Source organism: Azospirillum soli (assembly GCF_017876165.1).
GTDB classification, from domain to species: Bacteria; Pseudomonadota; Alphaproteobacteria; order Azospirillales; family Azospirillaceae; genus Azospirillum; species Azospirillum soli.
Map to the genome: position 1 here is coordinate 13,614 of NZ_JAGINQ010000034.1, position 20,739 is coordinate 34,352.

Below are 20,739 nucleotides of genomic sequence, written 5' to 3' on the forward strand. Positions count from 1 at the left end.
CTTCATCACGGATGCGGCCAAGGCAGGGACAGCGTCTTGACCGTGGTGTAGAGCCGCATGGCCTCGACCACGCCCTCCTTGCAGCCGAGGCCGGAGTCCTTGACGCCGCCGAAGGGCGACGCTTCCGAGCGGTAGCCGGGAACTTCCCAGACGTTCACGCTGCCGACCCGCAGGTCGGACACGAAGCGGGAAATCCAGTCGATCCGGTTGGTGCAGATGGCCGAGGACAGGCCGTAGCGGGTGCCGTTGCTGATGGATACCGCCTCATCGATGCCGTCGAAGCGGATGACCGGGGCCACGGGGCCGAAGGTTTCCTCGGCGACCAGCTCGCAGCCGGTCGGAACATGGTCCAGGATCGTCGGCTGCAGGAGGGCGCCGTCGCGCCGGTGCCCCGCGACGAGCCGTGCTCCGGCGCCGATGGCATCGGCGATGCGCCGTGCAATCTGGACGGCGGCCGGCTCGTCGATGACGGTTCCGATGTCGGTTCGCTCGTCGGCCGGATCGGCCGCGACGAAGCGTTGCGTCCGGCGCTCCAGGGCCGCCACGAAGGCGTCGGCGATGCCGCGCTGAACGAGGATGCGCTTGACCGCCGTGCAGCGCTGGCCGGAATTGCCGTAGGCCCCGTTGGCGGCCAGTTCGGCCGCCGCCTCCACGTCCGCGTCCTCCATCACGATCAGCGGGTCGTTGCCGCCCAGTTCGACGACGACGCGGCGGTAGCCGGCCTGCTGGATCAGACGCTTGCCGACGGTCGGACTGCCGGTGAAGCTGAGCAGCGCGACCGCCGGATGGCTGGTGAACACTTCGGCGATCTCGATCGGGTTGCCGGTCACGACCGACAGCAACTCCGGCGGCAGCCCCGCCTCGTAGCAGATCTCGGCCAGGCGCAGAGCGGTGAGCGGGGTCTTTTCCGATGGTTTGACGATGATCGGCGTGTTGGTCGCGATGGCCGGGGCGATCTTGTGGACCACTTGGTTCAGCGGGTGGTTGAACGGCGTGATCGCCGCCACCAGCCCGATGGATTCGCGGTGGGTGAAGATGCGCCGGGGCTTGCCGTTGGCGCCGACGGAGCCGGGGAACACGGCGGAATCATCGAAGCTCGTCGCGTCGGCGGCCAGATTCAGCACGTCGATGGAGCGGGCGGCCTCGTACCGCGTGTCCTTCAGGCAGAGACCGGATTCGGCGGTGTTCAGGCGGGCGAGGCTGTCGGTCTCGCGGCGGATGATGTCGGCGATCCGGCGCAGGATCACCGAACGCTGCTGGCGGCTGAGCTTGGGGGGGCTTTGCCGCGTCATCCGCTCGATCGCCTCGGTGACCTGCTCCTTCCCGGCCGCCGGCACCCGCCCGACCAGCCGGCCGCTGTAGGGATCGTGCACGTCGAGCATTGAGGCGGCGAACTGCGCCTCGCCGGCGATCCACATCGGGGTTTCCAAGGGTTTTTGGTCGGTCGCTGACGGTGGCGTTGGCATGGGAATCGTCCGCTGGCTGAGGTGGATGGGGGCGTTCAGGCCGGAAGTGCTGCGCGCCGGGCGGCCAGGAAGGCCTTGAACCGCTCTGCCACGGCCACCGGCCCGACCGTCGGACGGCCGAGCTTTTCCAGCGATCCCGGACGGATGCGGACGTGCAGGAGGTGCGGTCCGGGCGTGCGCAGGGCTTCCGCGAAGGCGCGCTCGAAGCCGGGCAGATCGTCGCACCGGACCGCGTTTCGATAGCCGCAGGCCACCGCGACGGCGGCGAAGTCGACGGTCGCGGAGACCGTCTCCTGGCCGCCGGTCGAATCGTGGACGCCGTTGTCCAGGATTACGTGGACCAGCTTTTCCGGCGCCTGGGCGCCGATGGTCGCCAGATTGCCCAGCTTCATCAACGCGGCACCGTCGCCGTCGAGGACCACCACCGGGTGGGCCACCTGCATGGCGACGCCCAGGCCGATGGCCGACGCGCCGCCCATGGAGCCGACGACGTACAGGTGCTGCTCACGGTCGGCGAGCGTGAACAGCTCGCGCCCGCACTTGCCCGTGGTGGCGATGACCGCGGCGTCCTCCGGCAGCAGGCCGAGCGCGCTCGACAGGACGTCGATACGGGCCGGCCGGGGACCGTGCCCGCGCAGATCCTGAAGACGCCCCGGCGCGGGGGGCGCCACCGCCGGGGGGTGGAGCGGCTCGGGCCCCACGGCGTCCTTGCGCATCACCAGGGCGAAGGGCAAGCCCGTGTCGCGCATCAGGCTGCCCGCCGTCGCCAGCCGGTCGGCGATTTCCCCCGGCTGCTCGGGAAACCCCGCATGCGGGATGCGGATCGTGTCGAGAAGGGCGTGGGTCACCTCCCCCATCACCGTGTGCTGCGGTTCGTCCGGGTGGCCCGGTTCACCGCGCCACGTCACGACCAGAAGGCTGGGGATGCGGAAGGAGTGGTTCAGGGAGGTCAAAGGGTTGACGGTGTTGCCGAGCCCGGAGTTCTGGCACAGGACGGCCGGCAGCCGCCCGGCCAGCCACGCCCCGGCGGCAATCGCCACGGCCTCCCCTTCGCTGGTGGCGCCGACATACCGGCAGGCCGGATCGCTGATGACCCGGTTGATGAGCGGGGCGAGGTAGGAACAGGGCACGCCGGTGTAGAAGTCGATGCCGCCGTCGCGCGCCGCCGCGATGAAGTCTTCCGCACGGATCATGGGAGGGGTCCTCGTTCGGAGAGTCAGGGTTCGGAGAGTCAGGAGAGGGTGGCGACGGCGACCGACGGCTCGTACCGGCCATCGGGATAGATCCAGTACGGGAAGGCGAAGTGTGTGAACTCGACCTCCAAATCCGCCACGGCGAAGCGCAGACCGCGCGCGTAGCTCAGCGCCACGCGCTCGCCGGGCGTCGGGTTGAGGGCGGGCTGCACCTCCCGCGTTCCGGTCTTGATGTGATGGGCGATGTCCCAGTCCAGATGCTCGCCCTCGGCGAAGGTCGAGATCCAGCAATGAAAACCGCTCGTGCTCTTCGGCTTTCCGCCCTCGAAGAAGTAGCCGGCGTAGTAGGTGCCCGGAATTCCGGCGGCGTAGAGCGAACTGAGCAGGAAGGTGTTGATGTCGGTGCAGCTTCCCTTGGTCAGCGTCTCAAGCAGCGGAACCTCGTCCTTGCCGTCGCAGAACCGCACGGGAGGGTGATCGTAGTCGAACAGGGAGGCCGTGAAGGCGACCATCCTTTCCACCGCCGCCGTGTCGTTGGGGACATCCTTGATCAGTTTCGCGATGGCGTCCTTCAATTCGGCGGACGGGCGGGAGTAGCGGCTGTCGATGGGCGTGAAATGCGCACGCGGGCTTTCGCCGGTCCCATCGGCCAGCGTGAACTCGAACCGCGTGCCGGCGCCGTCCAGCCCCGGCAGGAAGAAGGCGTCCTGTTCCGCGTTGAGCGCGCGGTGGCGCGTCAGGCTCGGCACGTTCGGCGCCGTCGTGCCGGCAAGCCTCTGATGCGCCGTGTCCGGCGGGATCGGCACCAGCAGGCCGAGCGGCATCGTCGGCAGGGGGCGGTCGGGGATGTCGAGGCGAATGGAAGGCATGGGATTACCGCTCCGGCGTGGGCTGGGCGGGACCGGCCGGAGGTGGCGATCCGCCGCCGGCCCCGAAAGGTTGGTGATGCGGGGTGGGGTCAGGCGCAGCAGGAACCGGAGGTTGGGGCTTGGGCCGGCACTGCGGCCGGCGCGTCCTCCCCGATGCGGATGACGTCCGCGCGGAAGGCCTCGTGCTCCAGGGTCTTCCACGCGGCATCGGCGACCTTGATCAGCTCGCCGCGCGGATAGCGGTTTCCCTGGTCGTCGACGACCTCCTTCCAGGGCCCCCGGTAGAGGGCCTCGTGCTCCCCGCGCGCGCCGCAGCACGAGCGCGCGGCGTGCGGCTTGACCGCCGTCACGGTCACCGAGAGGAAGCGCACGTCGCCGATGGCTTTTTCCGGCAGATCGCGCCGCACCTCGACACGGATCGCGGCGAAGCCGGCGTGTTCGAGGATCGCGTAGAAGTCCTGTTCGGGGAAGACGCCGCCGTAGCAGCTCGCCCACAGCTCGGGGTCCCGCCTCAGCTCGTCGGGCAGGTCAATGTTCGAGACGATGTCGGAAATCGCGATGCGTCCGCCGGGGCGCAGCACGCGGAACATCTCGTGGAACACGCGCGCCTTCTCGTCCGTCCGGACCAGATTGATGACGCAGTTCGACACGATCAGATCGACCGAATCGTCGGCGACCAGCGGCTGGTCGGCGGCCGACCGACGGACCTCCTGCTCCACCTCCAGATAGCGGGTGAGATCGGAGACCGGATTTCGGGCCAGCGCCGCGTCCAGCGCTTCCAGGTCGGTGCGCATGTCCTGGATGCGGCCGAGCAGGAAGGTCAGGTTGTCGAAGCCGACCTTGGCCGCGAAGCCGGACCGATGCCGGCGCGCCAGGGCCAGCATGTCCCGGTTCATGTCAATGCCGATGACCCGCCCCTCCGGCCCGACGATCTGCGACAGGATGTAGCAGATCTTGCCGCTGCCGCTGCCCAGGTCGAGCACCACGTCGCCTGCCCGCGCGTGCTTCGACGGGTTGCCGCAGCCGAAATCCGCGTTGATGATTTCCGGCGGCACGTTCTTCAGCAGATCGCGGTCGTAGGCCTCCGCCGAGCACATCTGCAAGGACGTGTATCCGGGGGTGACTTGCGGATCGCTGATCCGCTTGCTGTAGCTTTCCAGGACAAGCGCTTCGGTATCCATTGAGCGTTTCCTTATTCCCCGACACGGCCGGATGCCGCCGTCCTTCGGCGCCACCGTCCACATAACTAGAAAACTAGAAGTGTCGAACCGATGGTAGTCGGCACGGGGGGATGGGCAAAATGCGAAATGCTGGGCCAATGCATGATCTAAATTCATGCTGCGCGGTGCCACTCTCGCCAACAGCATTGCATACACTCGTCTGACAATGTCGTTGCATGATTTTAAGTCATGCATTGGCCGAACATTTCGCATTTTGTGGCCTTCATGGCTGTCGCTACCATGAATTCGACAGTTCTAGATTTCTCGTTTTATGGGACGGAAGCGGCTGGCGGGCCTCGGCCCGCGCAACACAAGGAGCGGCGCATGCGGCACATCGCGATCTATGGAAAGGGAGGCATCGGCAAGTCGACGCTCTCGTCGAACCTGACCGCGGCTATTGCGGAACAGGGCTTGACCGTCATGCAGATCGGCTGCGATCCCAAGGCCGACTCCACGAAGAACCTGACCGGCGGCCGGAAGATCGCCTCGGTTCTGAGCCTTGCCGAACAGTACGGCATCGCCAAGCTGGAGCTTGAGCAAGTGGTGGTCCAGGGCTTCAACAACGTCTACTGCGTCGAGGCGGGCGGTCCCGAGCCGGGCATCGGCTGCGCCGGCCGGGGCGTCATCTCGGTGATGGACTGCCTGAAGGAACTGGACGTCTTCAACGAGCTGAAGATCGACGTCGTGCTGTACGACGTTCTGGGCGACGTGGTGTGCGGCGGCTTCGCCGTGCCGCTGCGCAACGGCTACGCCGACCAGGTCTACGAGGTGACCTCCGGCGAGATGATGGCGCTCTACGCCGCCAACAACATCGCCCGCGCGCTCAACCGCTTCGGCCAGCGCGGCCCGGTCCGCCTGGGCGGCCTCATCTGCAACCAGCGCAACGCCTTCATGGAACGCGAGGCGGTGGAATCCCTGGCACGCAGCCTGGGCACCCAGGTCGCGGCCTTCGTGCCGCGCGACAACGTGGTCCAGGAATGCGAGATGCAGGGCAAGACGGTGATCGAGGGCGCCCCGGACTCGGCCCAGGCCAATGTCTACCGCAGCGTCGCCCGCACCATCCTCTCCAACGAGCGATATTCCGTCCCCACGCCGCTGACCGACGACGAGTTCGAGGAGCTGTTGGTGCGGGTGAAGGCGGAAGGGCTCGCCGCATGACGCCCGCGATCGAAGAGCGGATGGGCCTCTTCTCCGAACTGGTGGAGGCCGTCGAGGCCGATCTGGTCCGCATCCGCGAAGGCCTCGACATGCACCAATTCTGCGCCTACTGGGGCGCGCACGAGATCTTCGGCTACATCGACGGCGCCGTCTGCGTCGTGCACGGCACGTCGGGCTGCATGTCGAACCGGCGCTTCCTGCTGCCTTTCGGCGGCGCCGACAAGTGCCATCTGGAACCCCAATACACCACCGCCTTTTCCGAACACGACGTGATCTTCGGCGGCGAGCGCAAGCTGGCCGAGGCCATAGCACTGGTCCAGGAACGCCACAACCCGAAGCTGATCGCGGTGATCACCAACTGCTGCGCCGACATCATCGGCGACGACGTCGGCGGCGTGGTGCGCGGCATGGAAAAGGACGGACAGCGCATCGTCTGGCTGCACACCGGCGGCTTCACTGGGAAATCCTACCGCAAGGGCACGGAGGAGGCGTTCAACGCCCTGGCCCGGCTGATGGCCGAGGCGCCGCCCAAGCAGGTGGTTCCCGGCACCATCAACCTGTTCCCCCGGCGCTGGGTCTGGGGCGAGAACCAGCAGCGCGAAGCCGCCGAAGGCATCCGGATGCTGGAGAAGCTCGGCCTCAAGGTGAACTCGATCCTGCGCAAGGGCATCCCCTACGAGGAGTTCCTCGACCTGCGCACGGCCGAGGCCAACGTGTCGCAGTGCTTCTTCTGGAGCATGGAACTGTTCGAGCAGATGTCCCGCCACTTCGGCACCAAGCAGATCAAGGCGTCGAACCCGGTCGGCCTGACCTCCTCGCTGGCCTGGATGGAGGCGACGGCGCGGACCATGGGAATCGACTACGACTTCGACAACGACCCCGAGGTCGCCGAGTTGAAGGAGTTGCGCGAGCGCGTCCGCGCCCGCGTCGGCCGGGGACGCAAGGCGGTCGTCTGGACCCAGACCGGCGAGAAGCTGGTGGGGCTGGTCAAGTTCGCGCGCGACCTCGGCCTCGACCCCGTCGCGGTGGGCGTCGATCCGGCCATCGTGCGCGACAAGATGGGCATGTTCCGCAAGGAACTGAACGACGGCTTCGACGTGCCGCTGTACCTGTCCAGCTACGTCGAGGAGATCAAGGGCTTCGTGGACAGCCTCGACGACCCGGTCGTCATCTGCAACGAGGACTATTTCCCCGGCCGCGTCGTCTTCCGCCATCGCTACAACGGCCAGCAGACCTACGGGCTGGAGGGTGCCCGCAGCATGTACGGCGAATTCCTGCATGCCCTGGACAACCGGCGGAGCCGCTACTCCTTCCTGAGGGAGGCCGTGTGATGGACGGCATACTGGACACGGCCCCGGCGGCCGAGGGGGTGTCGGGTCCCTGCATGGTGGACCCGGTCACCAAATGCGCCATCTTCGGCATCGCGCAGGTGGTGGGCGAAATCCGTGGCGGCACGGTGCTGGTGCACGGACCGAAGGGGTGCGCCTTCCCCGCCTTCGAGGCGACCCATCTGTCGCAGGTTCGCTTCAACTATTCGGAAATGTGCGAGAAGACCGTCATCTTCGGCGGCGAGACCCTGCTGCGCGAAAAGCTGTGGGAGACCTACCACGACAACGACACGCTGCTGATGGGGGTCATTTCCACCTGCTCCTCGGAAATCATCGGCGACGACATCGAAGGCGTGATCGCCAGCGCCGGCCTGCCGGTGCCGGTGCTGAAGTTTGAAGGCGCCGGCTTCAAGCGGACCCATCGGCAGGCCATCGACAACGCCATGGCGGTGCTGCTGAAACGCTTTCTGCGGGCGCGCGAGGGGTCCGACGGGTCCATCAACCTGCTGTGCCACGTCGGCGCCCATTCCCGCTGGAAGGACGACTGCGTCGAGCTGGCGGCCCTGCTCCGTCGCTTCGGCCGGCCGGTGCGCCCGCTGTTCCTCGACAACGATCTGTCCGACCTCGCGGCGGCGGCGGCGGCCGACCTCACCGTGCTCGCGTCCCCCGACGTGGGCGACGAGGCGGCCCGCGTCCTCAAGCGCAAGGCCAAGATCCCCTACATCGCCCCGCCGCCGCCCATCGGCCTGGAACGCACCGCCGACTGGCTGATGGCGGTGGCCGGCGCGCTGGGCGACCCGCTGTCCCGCGACGAGGTCGATGCCCTCGCCGACGCCAGCCGTCGGCGGTTCTGGACCGGCCTGGGGCGGGTGTCCTCGCAACGGCCCTTCGAGCACCTGCGCACCGCGCGGATCGCCGTGGTCGCCGAGCCGGCCGCCGCCGAGGCCTACGCTCACCTGCTGACGCGTGAGCTGGAGGGAACGCCGTCGCTGGTGATCTTCAAGACGACCACGCCGGACGACCCGGAGGAGCGCGCGTTGGCCGACAAGCTGCCGGCCACCAGCCGGGTCGTCGTCACCGGCGACAACGCCCGGATCGAGGCCGAGTTGCGGGCCGCGTGCCCGGACATCCTGCTGGGCAGCGACCTGGACTTCATCAAGCACCAGGGTGCGGGAAGGGTCGCCTACGTCGGCGTCTCTTACCCGTCCACGCGCCGCGTCTACCTCAACCCGCGCTCTTACTGGGGCTTCGACGGAGCCCTGAACTTCGTCGAGGACTTGTTCAACGCCGTCACCGACGCCCATGGCTGACACCCCATAGCTGACATAAGGAGAAGCACCATGACCGAGAAGACCGAAACCACCAAGACCGCCACCGAGACCGACGAGCCGCCCAAGGCCGAATCCTGCTGCGGCTCGTCCGCTCCGAAGGCCAAGGACCTCAGCAAGTACGACTACCGCCACAAGGAGCATGGGCAGGAGGGGACGCGCCGCAAGGGCTGCTGCTGACCCACCTCTTGGCCGGCGGTCACCCGCCGGCCACTCCCTTCCACCGACAGCGCGAGAACCCCCTTATGAGCGTTCCAGCACCGACGCCGCCATCGACGCCGACTTCGCCGCGCGGCCCCTGCGCGACCGCCTGCGCCGACACCCGCTTGCCGCCCGTGGCCGAGGACATCGAAGCCAAGGTGGCGCGGCACCCGTGTTACAGCGCGAAGGCACACGGGTCCTTCGCGCGCATGCACGTCCCCGTGGCGCCGGCCTGCAACATCCAGTGCAACTACTGCAACCGCAAATACGACTGCTCCAACGAGAGCCGGCCGGGCGTGACCAGCGAGCGCCTGACCCCGGAACAGGCGGCGCGCAAGGTCGTCGAGGTCGCGGCGCAGATGCCGCAGCTCAGCGTCGTCGGCATCGCCGGGCCCGGCGATCCCCTGGCCAAGCCCGCCGCCGTCTTCGAGACGCTGGAACGTATCCGGGAGGCGCTGCCGACCATCACACCGTGCCTGTCCACCAACGGGCTGGTCCTGGCCGACCACATCGGCACCCTGAAGGAGCTCGGCGTCGGCCACGTCACCATCACCATCAACGCCATCGACCCCGACATCGCCGCGCGGATCTATCCCTGGGTCTATTTCGACGGCAAGCGCCACGAGGGCCGCGCCGGGGCCGCCATCCTGCTGGAACGCCAGCGCGAGGGCATGAAGGCGGCGGTGGCCGCCGGCATGCTGATCAAGATCAACTCGGTCATGATCCCCGGCATCAACGACGAGCATCTGGTCGCCGTCAACCGGGCGATCACCGCCTGGGGCGCCTTCATGCACAACATCATGCCGTTGATCTCCGCCCCGGAGCACGGCACCCATTTCGGCCTGACCGGCCAGCGCGAACCGACCGCCCAGGAGCTGGAGGCGCTCCGCGCGCGCTGCGCGGGGCCGGTGAAGCTGATGCGCCACTGCCGCAAGTGCCGGGCCGACGCCATCGGCTTCCTCGGCGAGGACCGCCACGCCGAGTTCGCGAACACAAGCCTCAGCGTCCAGGACATCGAAGCCGGCCTGAAGCGGCGCGAAAAGTACCTGAACTATTCGCGAAGCTTCGAAGGCGCGGCATGATTCCGCCGGGTTCGGCGATCCCGCGAAACCAGCATTCACCTAAAAGGCGGGTGTGCACCGTGACGGCGACCTGTTGCTCCTACGATCATGACAGCCTTGGGAAGAACGCCGCCATAGCCGCGCTGGCGGCGCTCGCCCAGGGCTCCCGCATGGACATCTTCCGGCTGCTGGTGTGCCACGGCCCGATGGGTCTGCCGGCGGGCGAGATCGCCGACCGCCTCGGGGTGCAGCCCGCCACCCTGTCCTTCCACCTGACGCAGCTCAGCCACGCCGGTTTGGTGACGTCGCGCCGGCAAGGACGGTCGATCATCTACAGCGCCGCCATCGAAACTATGACGGAGGTGGTGTCCTTCCTGCTACGGAACTGCTGCACCGGCAATCCGGACCCGAACGACGCCGCACCGGCCGATGGCCCCGCCTGGCCCCTCACCCAAACGTTGGGGAATGACCGCACAGTGAACGGAAAACGGCCATGACCGCCCACACCGACGTCGTCACGCCCGCGCCGGCCGCGCCAGCCTTGGGCCTCTTCGAGCGTTACCTGACCCTGTGGGTGGGATTGTGCATCGTCGCCGGGATCGCGCTCGGCCATCTGGCGCCGGCGCCGTTCCAGCTGCTGGGCCGTTTGGAATTGGCGCAGGTCAACCTGCCGGTGGCGGGCCTGATCTGGCTGATGATCGTGCCCATGCTGCTGAAAATCGACTTCGGCGCGCTGCATCATGTGCGCAAGCACTGGCGCGGCATCGCGGTGACGTTGTTCATCAATTGGGGCGTCAAGCCATTCTCCATGGCACTGTTGGGATGGTTCTTCGTTGCGCACCTGTTCCGGCCGTTGCTGCCGGAGGCGCAGATCGACGGCTACATCGCGGGGCTGATCCTGCTGGCGGCCGCGCCCTGCACGGCGATGGTGTTCGTCTGGTCCGGCCTGTGCCGGGGCGAGCCGCACTTCACGCTCACCCAGGTGGCGCTCAACGACACGATCATGATGGTGGCGTTCGCTCCGCTTGTTGGTCTGCTGCTTGGCCTTTCGGCGATCACGGTGCCGTGGCAGACGTTGTTTCTGTCGGTGGTGCTCTACATCGTAATCCCGGTAGGCGCGGCGCAGGTCTGGCGCGGGCGCCTGCTGGCGTCGGGCGGCCCGGCAGCCCTGGAGCGGGTGCTGAAGACGCTGAGCCCGGCATCGCTGCTGGCGCTGCTGGCCACCTTGGTGCTGCTGTTCGCCTTCCAGGGCGCGGCGATCATCGCCCAGCCGCTGGTCATTGCGCTGCTGGCCGTGCCGATCCTGATCCAGGTCTACCTGAACGCCGGGCTTGCCTATCTGCTGAACCGCATCTTCGGCGTGGCGCATTGCGTGGCCGGGCCATCGGCGCTGATCGGCGCGTCGAACTTCTTCGAGCTGGCCGTGGCCGCCGCCATCGCGCTGTTCGGCTTCCAGTCCGGCGCGGCGCTGGCGACGGTGGTCGGCGTGCTGGTCGAGGTTCCGGTCATGTTGTCGGTCGTGCGCCTGGTGAACGGCTCCCAGGCGTGGTACGAGCGCGGCGCACGGTGAGAGCGCCCAGAACGATGGAGACGAGCATGGTCCCGACCAGCGCCGTGAGAAAAGCCGAGGGGGACGGCTGCGTCGATCTCGCCGCCCACCGGGCCGACCTGCACCGCTTCGTCCTGAGCGTTGTCGGGAATGCCGCCCTTGCGGAGGACATCGTGCAGGACACCTTGCTGCGGGCGATGACGTCCGCCGCGACGTTCACCGGGCGCTCGCAGCCGGCGACGTGGCTGTCGGCGATCGCCCTCAACGTCCTGCGCGACCATCATCGCCGGCCGGCAACCCGCCGCGAGGTGGCCGCCGAGGAGGGCATGCTGGACGACCTGCCTGCGGGCGGCGATGTGGTCATGGCGCTGATGCGGGATGAAATGAGCGCCTGCATCACCGATCACCTGATGGCCCTGCCCGACCGGCAACGCGAGGTTCTGACCCTGCACGACATCGGCGGCGCCGACCACGCCGAGGTCGCGGAACTTTTGGGTATCAGCGAAGGGAACGCGCGGGTGCTGCTGCACCGGGCGCGGGCGGCGCTGCGCGAGCGGTTGGGACGGCATTGCCAACTCGATTTCGGCCGCGACGCCGTTCCCTGCACGCCGCACCGCGGGAAGGCTGCGTAAGCCTTGGCCCGTTCGATGTGCCCCTTTCGAAGGCGATATTGACGCCCAGCGTGTAAAAGCGGGCCATTGTCGCCGTGGCGGCGAAGCCTTGACTTGCTACGAGCCGGCAGCCGGGGGCGGCACCTTCGCAATCACCGACGGGGAGGCGAACGCTACCAAGGACCGCTTCAACTTCGCCAGCCGCGGGAGCCAGGGTATTGCGCGCGTGGGGCCGGTTCAGCGTCAGGGGGGCGATATCGGCCCCGACTGCGTGAAAAGGAACGGTTCGGGTTCGGACATCGCCTCGTTTGCATTCAACGAATTGTCGCCGGGAAACGCCAACCGGCACGACCCACGCCCGCACCCAACCGTAGCCGGGATGCGGGCGCCCTCATGCAACACTGTAACGAGGTGCGTGCGTCAGCAGCACGTGGTGGGGGCCGTCGGCTCCACGCAGGAGGCCGCGGGAGTGCCCTCCGTGCCGCCACCAAGCCGAGCCTCGGCATGGTTGATCGCCTTGGAACGGATCAGCGCCACGAGGGCGGCGACCTCGTCGAGGTGATCCTGCGGCACGCCCAGCGCCCGCGCGGCGGCCAGATGCTTGTCGAGATTGCTCGTGCAATTGACGGCAAGCGAAGCGCCCACGGCAATCAACTCGGCCCGCGCATCGGTCGTCGCGCAGCCGCAACCATCTTTGGCCGGAGACTGGTCGAGGGCGTGGCGGCGCATCCCCTCGCTCGCGCTGCTTCGCATGCAGACCGCGCCCGCCACAGCCTTCTCGATCTCGGCATCGGTCGCACCCTCACGCCGCGCCTCCATCAGGTGGTAAGTGGTGCAAGGCCGGCAGCCCGCCGCCACCGAAACCGCCACCGCCACCAATTCCTTGTCCAGCATCGTCAGTGACATCGTCGTTCCCTTTCCCGTCGCGGGCGCGGCCAATCCGCGCCCCAACACCCGTTGGACGGAAAGGTCGACCGGAACGTTACACGTTTTCTTTTCGACGGCGGTGACCGCAGCAACCTGTGGCGCCCTCCACGCCACCGGCACGGCACGTCCGTTGACGGCCCGAGCGTTTTGTGCGTTTATCAACCAGAAGGTATAATGAATGTCGCCATGCAGCCTGCGAAGCACAGCGCCCCCGGCCAGTACCTTGGTTTCGCTCTTCAGCCTGTACGGCTGTGCTACCACCTTTTGACATGTCCGGCGGGGACGAAAGTTTCACTCGAATATCTTGATGACATCGCCATTCACGCGGCTGATGGGTCAGTGACGCTCGAACAAACCAAGAGCGCGCTCAAGCAGAATCCCCTTTCCGACTGGGCCAACGACTTTTGGAAGGCGCTTGCCAACTGGATGGATGCCGTCAAGGACGGAACGGCGCCAGGAGATGCGCAATTCCGGCTGTATGTGACACCCGTCCGGACCGGCGCACGGGCGCAAGCAATGAGCGATGCGACGACTAAGGCCGACGTCGCAAGCATCACCGCGGCATTGACGGCAGGGATCGCAAAGCTGAAGAAACCGCCCGGGTGCATGGAGTTCGTGCAGCGCTTTCTCGACGCGACGGACGAGGAACGGTTTCGCGTCGTCAGCCGTCTGACAGTGGTCAGCACGGACGACGATCCGGTGGGCCCCATACGCGACCGCCTTTCGACGGCCGTGCCGCCCGCGATCCTTGACCATCTCTGCCAAGCAGCCATCGGGATGGCGAAGCAACAAGCCGATCGACTGATCCAGGAAGGGAAACCCGCGATCTTGGATGGCGACGCGTTCAAGGTTGAATTTCGGGCTTTCGTGCAGAAAAACAACTTGCCGGGATTGCTCGTCCCACTGACCGGCGAGCCCCCCGCCGGCACGGTGGCCTCCATCCTGGCTGGGCGCCCGACCTTTATTCGGCAACTCGAATTGGTTGAACTGCCGGAACACGACAAGGTCCGGGCTGTCAGCGATTTTCTCCGCGCCTCGGCGAACAAGGCCGAATGGGCGGACGCCGGACTCATCTTCAAACAGAGCCTCGACGAATGGGATGAGGATCTGGTTCGCCACCACGGCCTGATTGCGGGCGAGATCGAAGACCTTTTCCCAGAAAAGGCCGCTCCCCAACGAGGGCGGATCGTGTACCGGCGCTGTTGCCAAGTTCGAGAGCCGCTGGAGGGGCGGGCGGTGCCTCAACACTTCATCAGCGGGTGTTTCAACGAGCTAGCCGATGGCCGCCGCCTCGGCTGGCACCCCGACCACCACACGCTTCTGGACGCCGATCCGGCATGATCAGCCCACCCTCCGACCGCAGACGCCCGCTGAGCGAACCGGAAATCGTTCAGAACCCGGCGCTCGGCGCCTACATGATCTGGCAGTTCGGCCTTGGCTTCCAGGCGGAGGACGCCCGGCCGGCACCGTTGCCGCTGGCCTTCCTGGTGCTGCCGCTCCTGCTCCACCGGCGCACGCTGGAGATGATCGGGTCCACGCGCAAATCCTCGGGATTGGCCCTGTTCGCGGCCAAGCTCGGCGAAGAACGCGAGAACCTACTGGCGGTGCATGAGCGCGCTCTGCTCCTGCGCTCGTTGACGCTCCAGTCCGTCGCCATGGGGAGCCGCGCCAAGCTGTTGACCGTCGACTATACGGCGGCGACGGTGCGGGCGAACGCGTTGGAGCCGAAGAGCAAGAAGCCCGCCCTGCCCGAGAGGATCAAAGGCGTGTCCGGGGCTGCGGAGAAACTTGGCCACTGGTTCTGCAAGGCCGGCCTGCATCAGGTCGCAACGACACTGAGGGTGGAGTTCTGATGTACTTTCAGCTGCGCAAGCTCATCCTCTGGCCCCGGACCGACGCGCCGCCTCGGGTGGTGGACTTCACGCCGGGCGTCGTCAACGTCATCAGCGGTGCCTCGAAGACCGGCAAGTCCGCGGTCATTCCAATCGTCGACTACTGCCTCGGGGCCGACAAGTGCGCCATTCCCGTGGGCGTCATCCGGGAGAACTGCTCCTGGTTCGGCATCGTGGTTGATACCATCGAAGGGCAGAAGCTCCTGGCGCGGCGCGAACCCGGCGACCAGCAGAAGACCGGCGACATGGTCCTTTTGGAGGGAGCCGAGGTCGAGGTTCCACACCGGATCGAAGAGAAGACCACCAACGTCGACATCGTGAAAGCAACGCTCAACCGGCTTGCCGGCCTCACTGGGCTGGAGTTCGACCCGGCGTCGGAAGGCGGCTACAAATCCCGTCCCAGTTTCCGGGACTTGATGGCGTTCACGTTCCAACCGCAGAACATCGTCGCCAATCCCGACGTCATGTTCTTCAAGGCCGACACCACCGAGCACCGCGAAAAGCTCAAAACCCTCTTTCCGTACATTCTCGGCGCGGTCACCGCCAAGGTGATGCAGGCGCGCTTCGAACTCGACCGCGTGAGCCGGGTACTCCGCCGGAAGGAAGCGGAACTGCGCAACGTCACGTCGGCAACGTCCGCTTGGCGACTTGAAGCCGAGACGTGGATCAGGCAGGCGGTCGAGCTTGGATTGCTGCCGCCGAACCAAGACATCCCAACGGATTGGCTGGACGTCATCGACCTGCTCCGGCGCATTGTCGCCAGCAATTCCCGGGCGGCCCATCCGAGCCTCGCTGGACTGGACGTAGGGTTGGCGCGCCTGGAGACCTTGCGGCGCGAGGAAACCGACGTGGCCGGTCAACTCACCGAGCACCGGCAAAAGCTGAACGAATTGCGCCGCCTGTTAGAAAGCAGTGAGGCATACGGCGGCGCCATGCGCATTCAGCGAGACCGGCTCGCCCTGGCGGATTGGTTGCGCGGTCTCAACGCCGGCGGGGACAACGACCCGCTCACCGCGCTGGGCGACGCCGGAAACGAGCGGCTGGCCCAACTGTGCGAGAGCCTTGACGCGCTCGAACTCCAGCTGCGCTCATACCCCAGCCTCTCCGATACTCTGGACAAGGAGGTGATCCGTCAGCGCGCCCTGGCCGAAGAGACCCTTGAGCGGCTGACCGAAATCCGCCGCGAGATCGCTGTCTTGGAGCGAGATTCCCAGGCCGCGCGGGACGCGGTGAACCGCTTCGACCAAACCGAGCGCTTTCTCGGCCGCTTGGAGCAAGCCCTCCGCCTGTATGATCGAGCCGACCAGTCGTCGGGATTGCGGGAGGAGATCGCCGGCCTTCGCGCGCAGATGGAGACCTTGCAGCGAATCGTTTCGGAAGCCGAGATACGCCGCAAGCTGAGAAATGCCCTCGACCGCATCGAAAACATGGCGAGCCGCCTCATCCCGCAACTCGATGCCGAGTGGCCGGACGCACCGATCAACCTCATCATTGACGATCTGACCGTGAAGGTGCTGCGCGGCAACCGCGACGACTATCTGTGGGAGATCGGCAGTGGCGCGAACTGGCTCGCCTACCACATCGCACTGACGCTCGCGCTTCAGAAATTCTTCTTGGGCGAACCCCATCATCCGGTTCCCGGCATGCTGATCTACGACCAGCCGAGCCAAGTATACTTCCCTAAGCGCGTCGCGCACGACGACGAAGCCGACCTCCCTCCTTTGAAGGATCAGGACATCGCCGCCGTCCGCAAGGTCTTCGCCTTGTTCGGGGAAGAAATCGGCGCCGCGAAAGGCCGGCTGCAGATCATCGTGCTCGATCACGCGAGCGAGGATGTGTGGGGCGGGTTGCCCGGCGTCGAGTTGATTGAGGAATGGCGGGAGAAAGCCCTGGTCCCGTTCGGCTGGGTGACAGGCTGAGACGCATCCTGGCGGTTCCGATCAGGACGTCGCTCGGAGCAGTTGTTAACCACCAAGCGCCCTTCAAGTGGAGTGGATATGGCACGTCTATTTCGTGCTGCGCGAACCCGTCTCTACGCATCCACCTCCTTCACCGCCAAGCCGAGGCGGCGCATCTTCTCCCACAGCGTCGTCCGCCCGATGCCGAGCAGCGCGGCGGCCTTCGACAGTTGCCCCTCCGCCTGACGCAAGGTGGCGGCAATATGCTCGCGTTCGACCTCGTCTCGCACGAAGGCGAGCGCCGGCCAGGACGGGTCACGCCAGTCGTTCGCGGCGCTCGGCGCGCCGCTTTCCGGGAACAGCCTTTCCGGGAACAGCAGGTCCACGCCGATCCACGGGCCGTCCACCAGCGCCACCGCCCGCTCGACCCGGTTGCGCAGTTCGCGGACATTGCCGGGCCAGTCGTGCGCCAAGGCCCGCGCCTCGGCCGCCGGGGCGAAGCCGCGCACGGACGCGCCAAGACGATCCACGTAGTGCTTCAAATAGCCGCGCAGCAGCGGCAACACGTCGTCCCGACGGTCGCGCAACGCCGGTATGGGCACCGGGATGACGTTGATCCGGAAATAGAGATCGCACCGGAACCGCCCATCCTGAACGCGAGCCTCCAGATCGGCGTTGGTGGCGCACACGAGGCGCGCGTTGAAGGTCAGGGGCTTCTCGCCGCCGACCCGGAAGAACACACGCTCCTGGACGAGGCGCAACAGCTTCGCCTGAACCAGCAGCGGCAGCTCGCCGACCTCGTCGAGAAACAGCACGCCGTTCCCCGCCCGCTCCGCATAGCCCCGGTGCATCGCGTGGGCGCCGGTGAAGGCCCCCTTCTCGTGGCCGAACAGCTCGCTGTCGATCAGCTCCGACGGGATGGCCGCGCAGTTCACCGCCATGAAGGGCTGGGTCGCCCGGACGGACGCTTGATGCACGAAGCGGGCGGCCACCTCCTTGCCGACGCCGCTCTCCCCGGTGATGAGCAGTGTGCTGTCGATGTCGGCGACCCGGCGCAACAACCGCTCGACATGGCGCATGGAAGGCGCGCATCCCAGCGTGCCGCCGGGCGCGTCACCGGGCGCGCCCGCCCTACCACGCCCGCGCAGCAGGCCGCCGATCCGTTCCAGGAAGACGTCCACGGCGAAGGGTTTGGTCAGGTAATCGTCGGCCCCGGCGCGGACCAGCCGGACGGCTTGGCCGATGTCGCCGAACCCGGTCACGAAAACAACCGGCGTTCCGCCGAGCGACGGGGCCAGGGCGTGGAACAACTCCTCCCCGCACATGTCGGGGAGACGAATGTCGCAGACGAGCAAATCCGGTCGCACACCGCGCATCCCGGCCAGCGCCTCGGCCCCGGTAGTCCACCACACGGGCCGGTAGCCCTCCAGCGAGAGCCGCTGCACGAGGGATTCGCCCATGATCGGATCGTCCTCGACAACCGCGATGGTGAGTGCGGTTCGCGATGCCATCGGACGGGCGATGACGGACATATCAAGCTGCGGCATCCTGCGGCCTTCTCTCCAGGGCGGCATCCTCGACCACCGGCAGGACGAGCGTGATCGCGGTGCCCCCCTCCGGCTCGCCGGCGATCTCCACGCTGCCGCCCGCCCATTCCAGCAGCCGCGCGATGGTCCACAAGCCGAGGCCCCGAGCGCCGGGCGATACGGCCCCGCCTTTGGCCCGCAGCACATCGGCCATCTCGGCGGGCAGGCCCGGCCCCTGGTCGCGCACGGTCAGCCGCAGATGGCCGTCATCCCCCACGTTTGCCTCCAGCCGCACCTCGCCACCCACCGGCGACGCCCGGCTGGCGTTGAGCAACAGGTTCAGCGCCATCTGGCGGACGGCCGCGCCATCGACGCCGACCCAGCCGGGCAGATCGTTCTTCCAGACCAAGCGAAGGCGGCGGCGCTGGATGTCGTGCAACGCCAGATGGCGGACATCGTCCAGATCCTCCGGCGTCAGGCCGATGACGCCCGGCGCTTCCTTGTAGGCAAGCAACGCCGCGCGCACGACGGCGCCGATGCCCTTCAGGCCGCGCTCGACCAAACCGGCGGACTGCGACCGGATGCCCGGATCGTCGCCGTGGTGTTTCAGGGTGTCGAGCGCCATCAGCATGCCGCCCAGCGGGTTGTTGACCTCGTGCGCCATGCCGGACGCCAGCCGGCCGAGCAGCGCCAGCTTTTCCTCGGCGGCCAGCCGGGCGGCCAGCGCCTCGCGCTCGGCCAGAGCCTCGGCCATGGCGTTGAAGCGCCGGAACAGGCGGCCGAACTCGCTCCCCTCCCCGGCGATGAAGCGCGCCGGGATCGGCTCGACCCGGCCCGTGCGGATGCGCTCGACATAAGCGTCGAGCACGCGGATGGGCCGCAGCAGCCGGCGGACCAGAGCGTAGCCGAGCGCCGCAAGCGTCAGCGTCAGGCCGGCGTTGATCGCGACGAGCGTCGTCAGCGCATGCCGGCGCACGTCGAGCAAGCCGCCGATGTCCATCTCGACCAACACGGTGCCGAGCGGGACGCCGCCCGCCTCGACACGCCGGCGCGACCAGGCAAGCCGGCCGGGCTCGTCGATGACCAGTTCGTCGGGGGCCTCCAGACGCGGGCGCAACACGGCGGGAAGCGGCGCACCGACCGGAAAGGCCAGCGGATCGCTCGCCGCCAGCACGGAACCGTCGGGCAGCGTGACCAAGGCGAAGCGGGCAGCGGCGAACCGCGCGGCGATGCCCCCGTCACGCCGGCTGGTGCGGTCCAGCACGTCGAACGCCTCCCAAACATCCTGGCGGATGAGGTGCGGCTGCAGCGCCACCGCGAGACCGTCGAGGTGGGTGGCCGCAAGCTGGCGGAGATAGGCTCCCTGGTCCTCCTCCAGGCGCGCCAGCACGATCCAGGAAACGCCCGACGCCACGGCCGCCATCAGCCCGGCCACCAGCAACGGCACGGCAACGGTGAGCGGCCAGTTGGCTGGATGCGGCAGCCGTCTCATGCGTGCGTCCGCACGAAGTCGTGCATGGCGGTGATCGGATTGAAAAGCGTGCGCGGCGCGGTCTGGAATCCGTCGAGCCGCAGCATGTCCAGCACCTCGCACCCGTCGGGATGGTCCCGCATGGAGGTGAGCGCCGCCCCGAACGCCCGCAGGGCCGGAGCGTCCTCGCGCGCGGTCAAGCAGGCGACCGGCGGAAAGCCCAGCCACTCCGAACGGCGGACCACCCGCGTGTTCGCCACCAGCTCGGGTTCCACCTCGGCCATCACCTCCCAGACGTAGCCGTCCACGCTGCCGCTCTGCGCCAGTCCGGAGGCGACCGCCCGCACCACGTTGCGGTGCCCGTAGGTGAAGAAGAAGCGGCGGAAAAAGCTGGCCGGGGTCTCGCGCCGCATGGCCAGCTCGTACCGCGTCACCAGGAATCCCGAGTTGCTGTCGGGGTCCGAAAAGGCGTGCACGCCGCCTCGCAAGCCCTCGACGTCCGTGGCGGTCTCGCGCGCGTTGGCGATGAGGTAGGACTGGTAGAGCGGTCGCCCGTGGTAGACGGGCACCGCGACGAGCGAGAGCTGGTCGCGGTACTGGACAAACGGAAAGCCGCAGATCCAGGCGGCGTCCAGTTGCCCGGCCAGCAACAGCGTCGTGATCTCCTGGTAGGTGCGGCGCTGGACCAGCGCCACCGGCTGCGTGAGCCGAGCGGTGAGGTGGCGTTCCAGCGCGCCGAGGAGCCGGGCGTCTGAATCAAGGAAGACGGGCGTCAGCCCGAAACGGAACATCGTCTGTGCACGCACAGGCGGTGCGGCAAGGCTGGCGCCGGCCGCGCACAGGCTTCCCAGCACGCGACGGCGATTCCATCCCCGTTCACGAGCGATGCACGGCGCCTGGGTCCGGGCCGGCATGGCATTCTCCCTAAACCAGCCATCGGTTCACGATGCCGGCACAGTCTGCGCGGCGCTTCGCCCCGGTTGGCCACCGCCCCTCGTTGTGAAGAACGGATGTTTATCTACCGCCAGAACTCTACGCCAC

General features: G+C 67.4%; 19 protein-coding genes. 11 read left to right on the forward strand and 8 right to left on the reverse strand.

The genetic code is table 11. The features are described 5' to 3' along the window. Nucleotides 1-5 precede the first annotated feature (5 nt). The 4 genes from phnY to J2852_RS28975 form a co-directional block, all read right to left on the reverse strand. Entirely contained in the window at nt 6-1,418 is a 1,413-nt protein-coding gene (phnY, locus tag J2852_RS28960) for a phosphonoacetaldehyde dehydrogenase (protein ID WP_209882401.1), read from the reverse strand. Between the two features lie 83 nt (nt 1,419-1,501). Further along, nucleotides 1,502-2,659, reverse strand: a complete 1,158-nt coding sequence (gene aepY, locus J2852_RS28965; RefSeq protein WP_209882403.1) for a phosphonopyruvate decarboxylase — start codon at nt 2,657-2,659, stop codon at nt 1,502-1,504. A 38-nt stretch (nt 2,660-2,697) separates the two neighbouring features. Then, nucleotides 2,698-3,528, reverse strand: coding sequence for a transglutaminase domain-containing protein (locus J2852_RS28970; protein WP_209882405.1), 831 nt, complete (start codon nt 3,526-3,528; stop codon nt 2,698-2,700). Between the two features lie 89 nt (nt 3,529-3,617). Then, complete coding sequence (locus J2852_RS28975) at nt 3,618-4,709, reverse strand: methyltransferase domain-containing protein (RefSeq protein ID WP_209882406.1); 1,092 nt, start codon at nt 4,707-4,709, stop codon at nt 3,618-3,620. Between the two features lie 363 nt (nt 4,710-5,072). Here J2852_RS28975 and J2852_RS28980 point away from each other — a divergent pair, with 363 nt between their 5' ends. From J2852_RS28980 to J2852_RS29015, 8 genes are all read left to right on the forward strand, one after another. After that, nucleotides 5,073-5,906, forward strand: coding sequence for a nucleotide-binding protein (locus J2852_RS28980; protein WP_209882408.1), 834 nt, complete (start codon nt 5,073-5,075; stop codon nt 5,904-5,906). Next, on the forward strand, nt 5,903-7,237 hold the full coding sequence (locus tag J2852_RS28985) for a nitrogenase component 1 (RefSeq protein ID WP_209882410.1): 1,335 nt from the start codon (nt 5,903-5,905) through the stop codon (nt 7,235-7,237). The genes J2852_RS28980 and J2852_RS28985 overlap by 4 nt, the downstream gene beginning before the upstream one ends. Then, a complete protein-coding gene (locus tag J2852_RS28990) occupies nt 7,237-8,544 on the forward strand; it encodes a nitrogenase component 1 (RefSeq protein ID WP_209882412.1) in 1,308 nt (435 codons plus the stop codon). The genes J2852_RS28985 and J2852_RS28990 overlap by 1 nt, the downstream gene beginning before the upstream one ends. 30 nt (nt 8,545-8,574) lie before the next feature. Beyond that, a complete protein-coding gene (locus tag J2852_RS28995; protein ID WP_209882414.1) occupies nt 8,575-8,742 on the forward strand; it encodes a hypothetical protein in 168 nt (55 codons plus the stop codon). Between the two features lie 65 nt (nt 8,743-8,807). Continuing rightward, on the forward strand, nt 8,808-9,845 hold the full coding sequence (nifB, locus tag J2852_RS29000) for a nitrogenase cofactor biosynthesis protein NifB (RefSeq protein ID WP_209882416.1): 1,038 nt from the start codon (nt 8,808-8,810) through the stop codon (nt 9,843-9,845). A gap of 59 nt (nt 9,846-9,904) precedes the next feature. Next, entirely contained in the window at nt 9,905-10,321 is a 417-nt protein-coding gene (locus tag J2852_RS29005) for an ArsR/SmtB family transcription factor (RefSeq protein WP_343206847.1), read from the forward strand. 44 nt (nt 10,322-10,365) lie between these two features. Then, entirely contained in the window at nt 10,366-11,394 is a 1,029-nt protein-coding gene (gene arsB / locus J2852_RS29010) for an ACR3 family arsenite efflux transporter (RefSeq protein WP_425514410.1), read from the forward strand. Between the two features lie 26 nt (nt 11,395-11,420). Continuing rightward, nucleotides 11,421-12,005, forward strand: coding sequence for an RNA polymerase sigma factor (locus tag J2852_RS29015; protein WP_209882422.1), 585 nt, complete (start codon nt 11,421-11,423; stop codon nt 12,003-12,005). Nucleotides 12,006-12,404: 399 nt separating this feature from the next. Here J2852_RS29015 and J2852_RS29020 read toward each other — a convergent pair whose 3' ends face one another. Continuing rightward, on the reverse strand, nt 12,405-12,890 hold the full coding sequence (locus J2852_RS29020) for a carboxymuconolactone decarboxylase family protein (protein ID WP_209882424.1): 486 nt from the start codon (nt 12,888-12,890) through the stop codon (nt 12,405-12,407). Between the two features lie 195 nt (nt 12,891-13,085). Between J2852_RS29020 and J2852_RS29025 the strand changes: the two genes are divergently transcribed. Genes J2852_RS29025 through J2852_RS29035 form a run of 3 tightly spaced genes read left to right on the forward strand, consistent with a single transcriptional unit; the run spans nt 13,086 to nt 16,722 of the window. Beyond that, nucleotides 13,086-14,252, forward strand: a complete 1,167-nt coding sequence (locus tag J2852_RS29025; protein ID WP_209882426.1) for an ABC-three component system protein — start codon at nt 13,086-13,088, stop codon at nt 14,250-14,252. Further along, nucleotides 14,249-14,764, forward strand: a complete 516-nt coding sequence (locus tag J2852_RS29030) for a three component ABC system middle component (protein ID WP_209882427.1) — start codon at nt 14,249-14,251, stop codon at nt 14,762-14,764. Before J2852_RS29025 ends, J2852_RS29030 begins: the two co-directional genes overlap by 4 nt. After that, complete coding sequence (locus tag J2852_RS29035) at nt 14,764-16,722, forward strand: DUF3732 domain-containing protein (RefSeq protein ID WP_209882429.1); 1,959 nt, start codon at nt 14,764-14,766, stop codon at nt 16,720-16,722. Before J2852_RS29030 ends, J2852_RS29035 begins: the two co-directional genes overlap by 1 nt. Before the next feature lie 113 nt (nt 16,723-16,835). On the opposite strand, the gene J2852_RS29040 is transcribed toward J2852_RS29035, so the two are convergent. Genes J2852_RS29040 through J2852_RS29050 form a run of 3 tightly spaced genes read right to left on the reverse strand, consistent with a single transcriptional unit; the run spans nt 16,836 to nt 20,612 of the window. Further along, the gene (locus J2852_RS29040) at nt 16,836-18,248 is read right to left on the reverse strand and encodes a sigma-54-dependent transcriptional regulator (RefSeq protein ID WP_246500066.1); all 1,413 of its coding nucleotides are present in this window, start codon (nt 18,246-18,248) and stop codon (nt 16,836-16,838) included. After that, entirely contained in the window at nt 18,235-19,719 is a 1,485-nt protein-coding gene (locus tag J2852_RS29045; protein WP_209882431.1) for a sensor histidine kinase, read from the reverse strand. Before J2852_RS29045 ends, J2852_RS29040 begins: the two co-directional genes overlap by 14 nt. After that, entirely contained in the window at nt 19,716-20,612 is an 897-nt protein-coding gene (locus tag J2852_RS29050) for a substrate-binding domain-containing protein (RefSeq protein WP_209882433.1), read from the reverse strand. The genes J2852_RS29045 and J2852_RS29050 overlap by 4 nt, the downstream gene beginning before the upstream one ends. Nucleotides 20,613-20,739 lie beyond the last annotated feature (127 nt).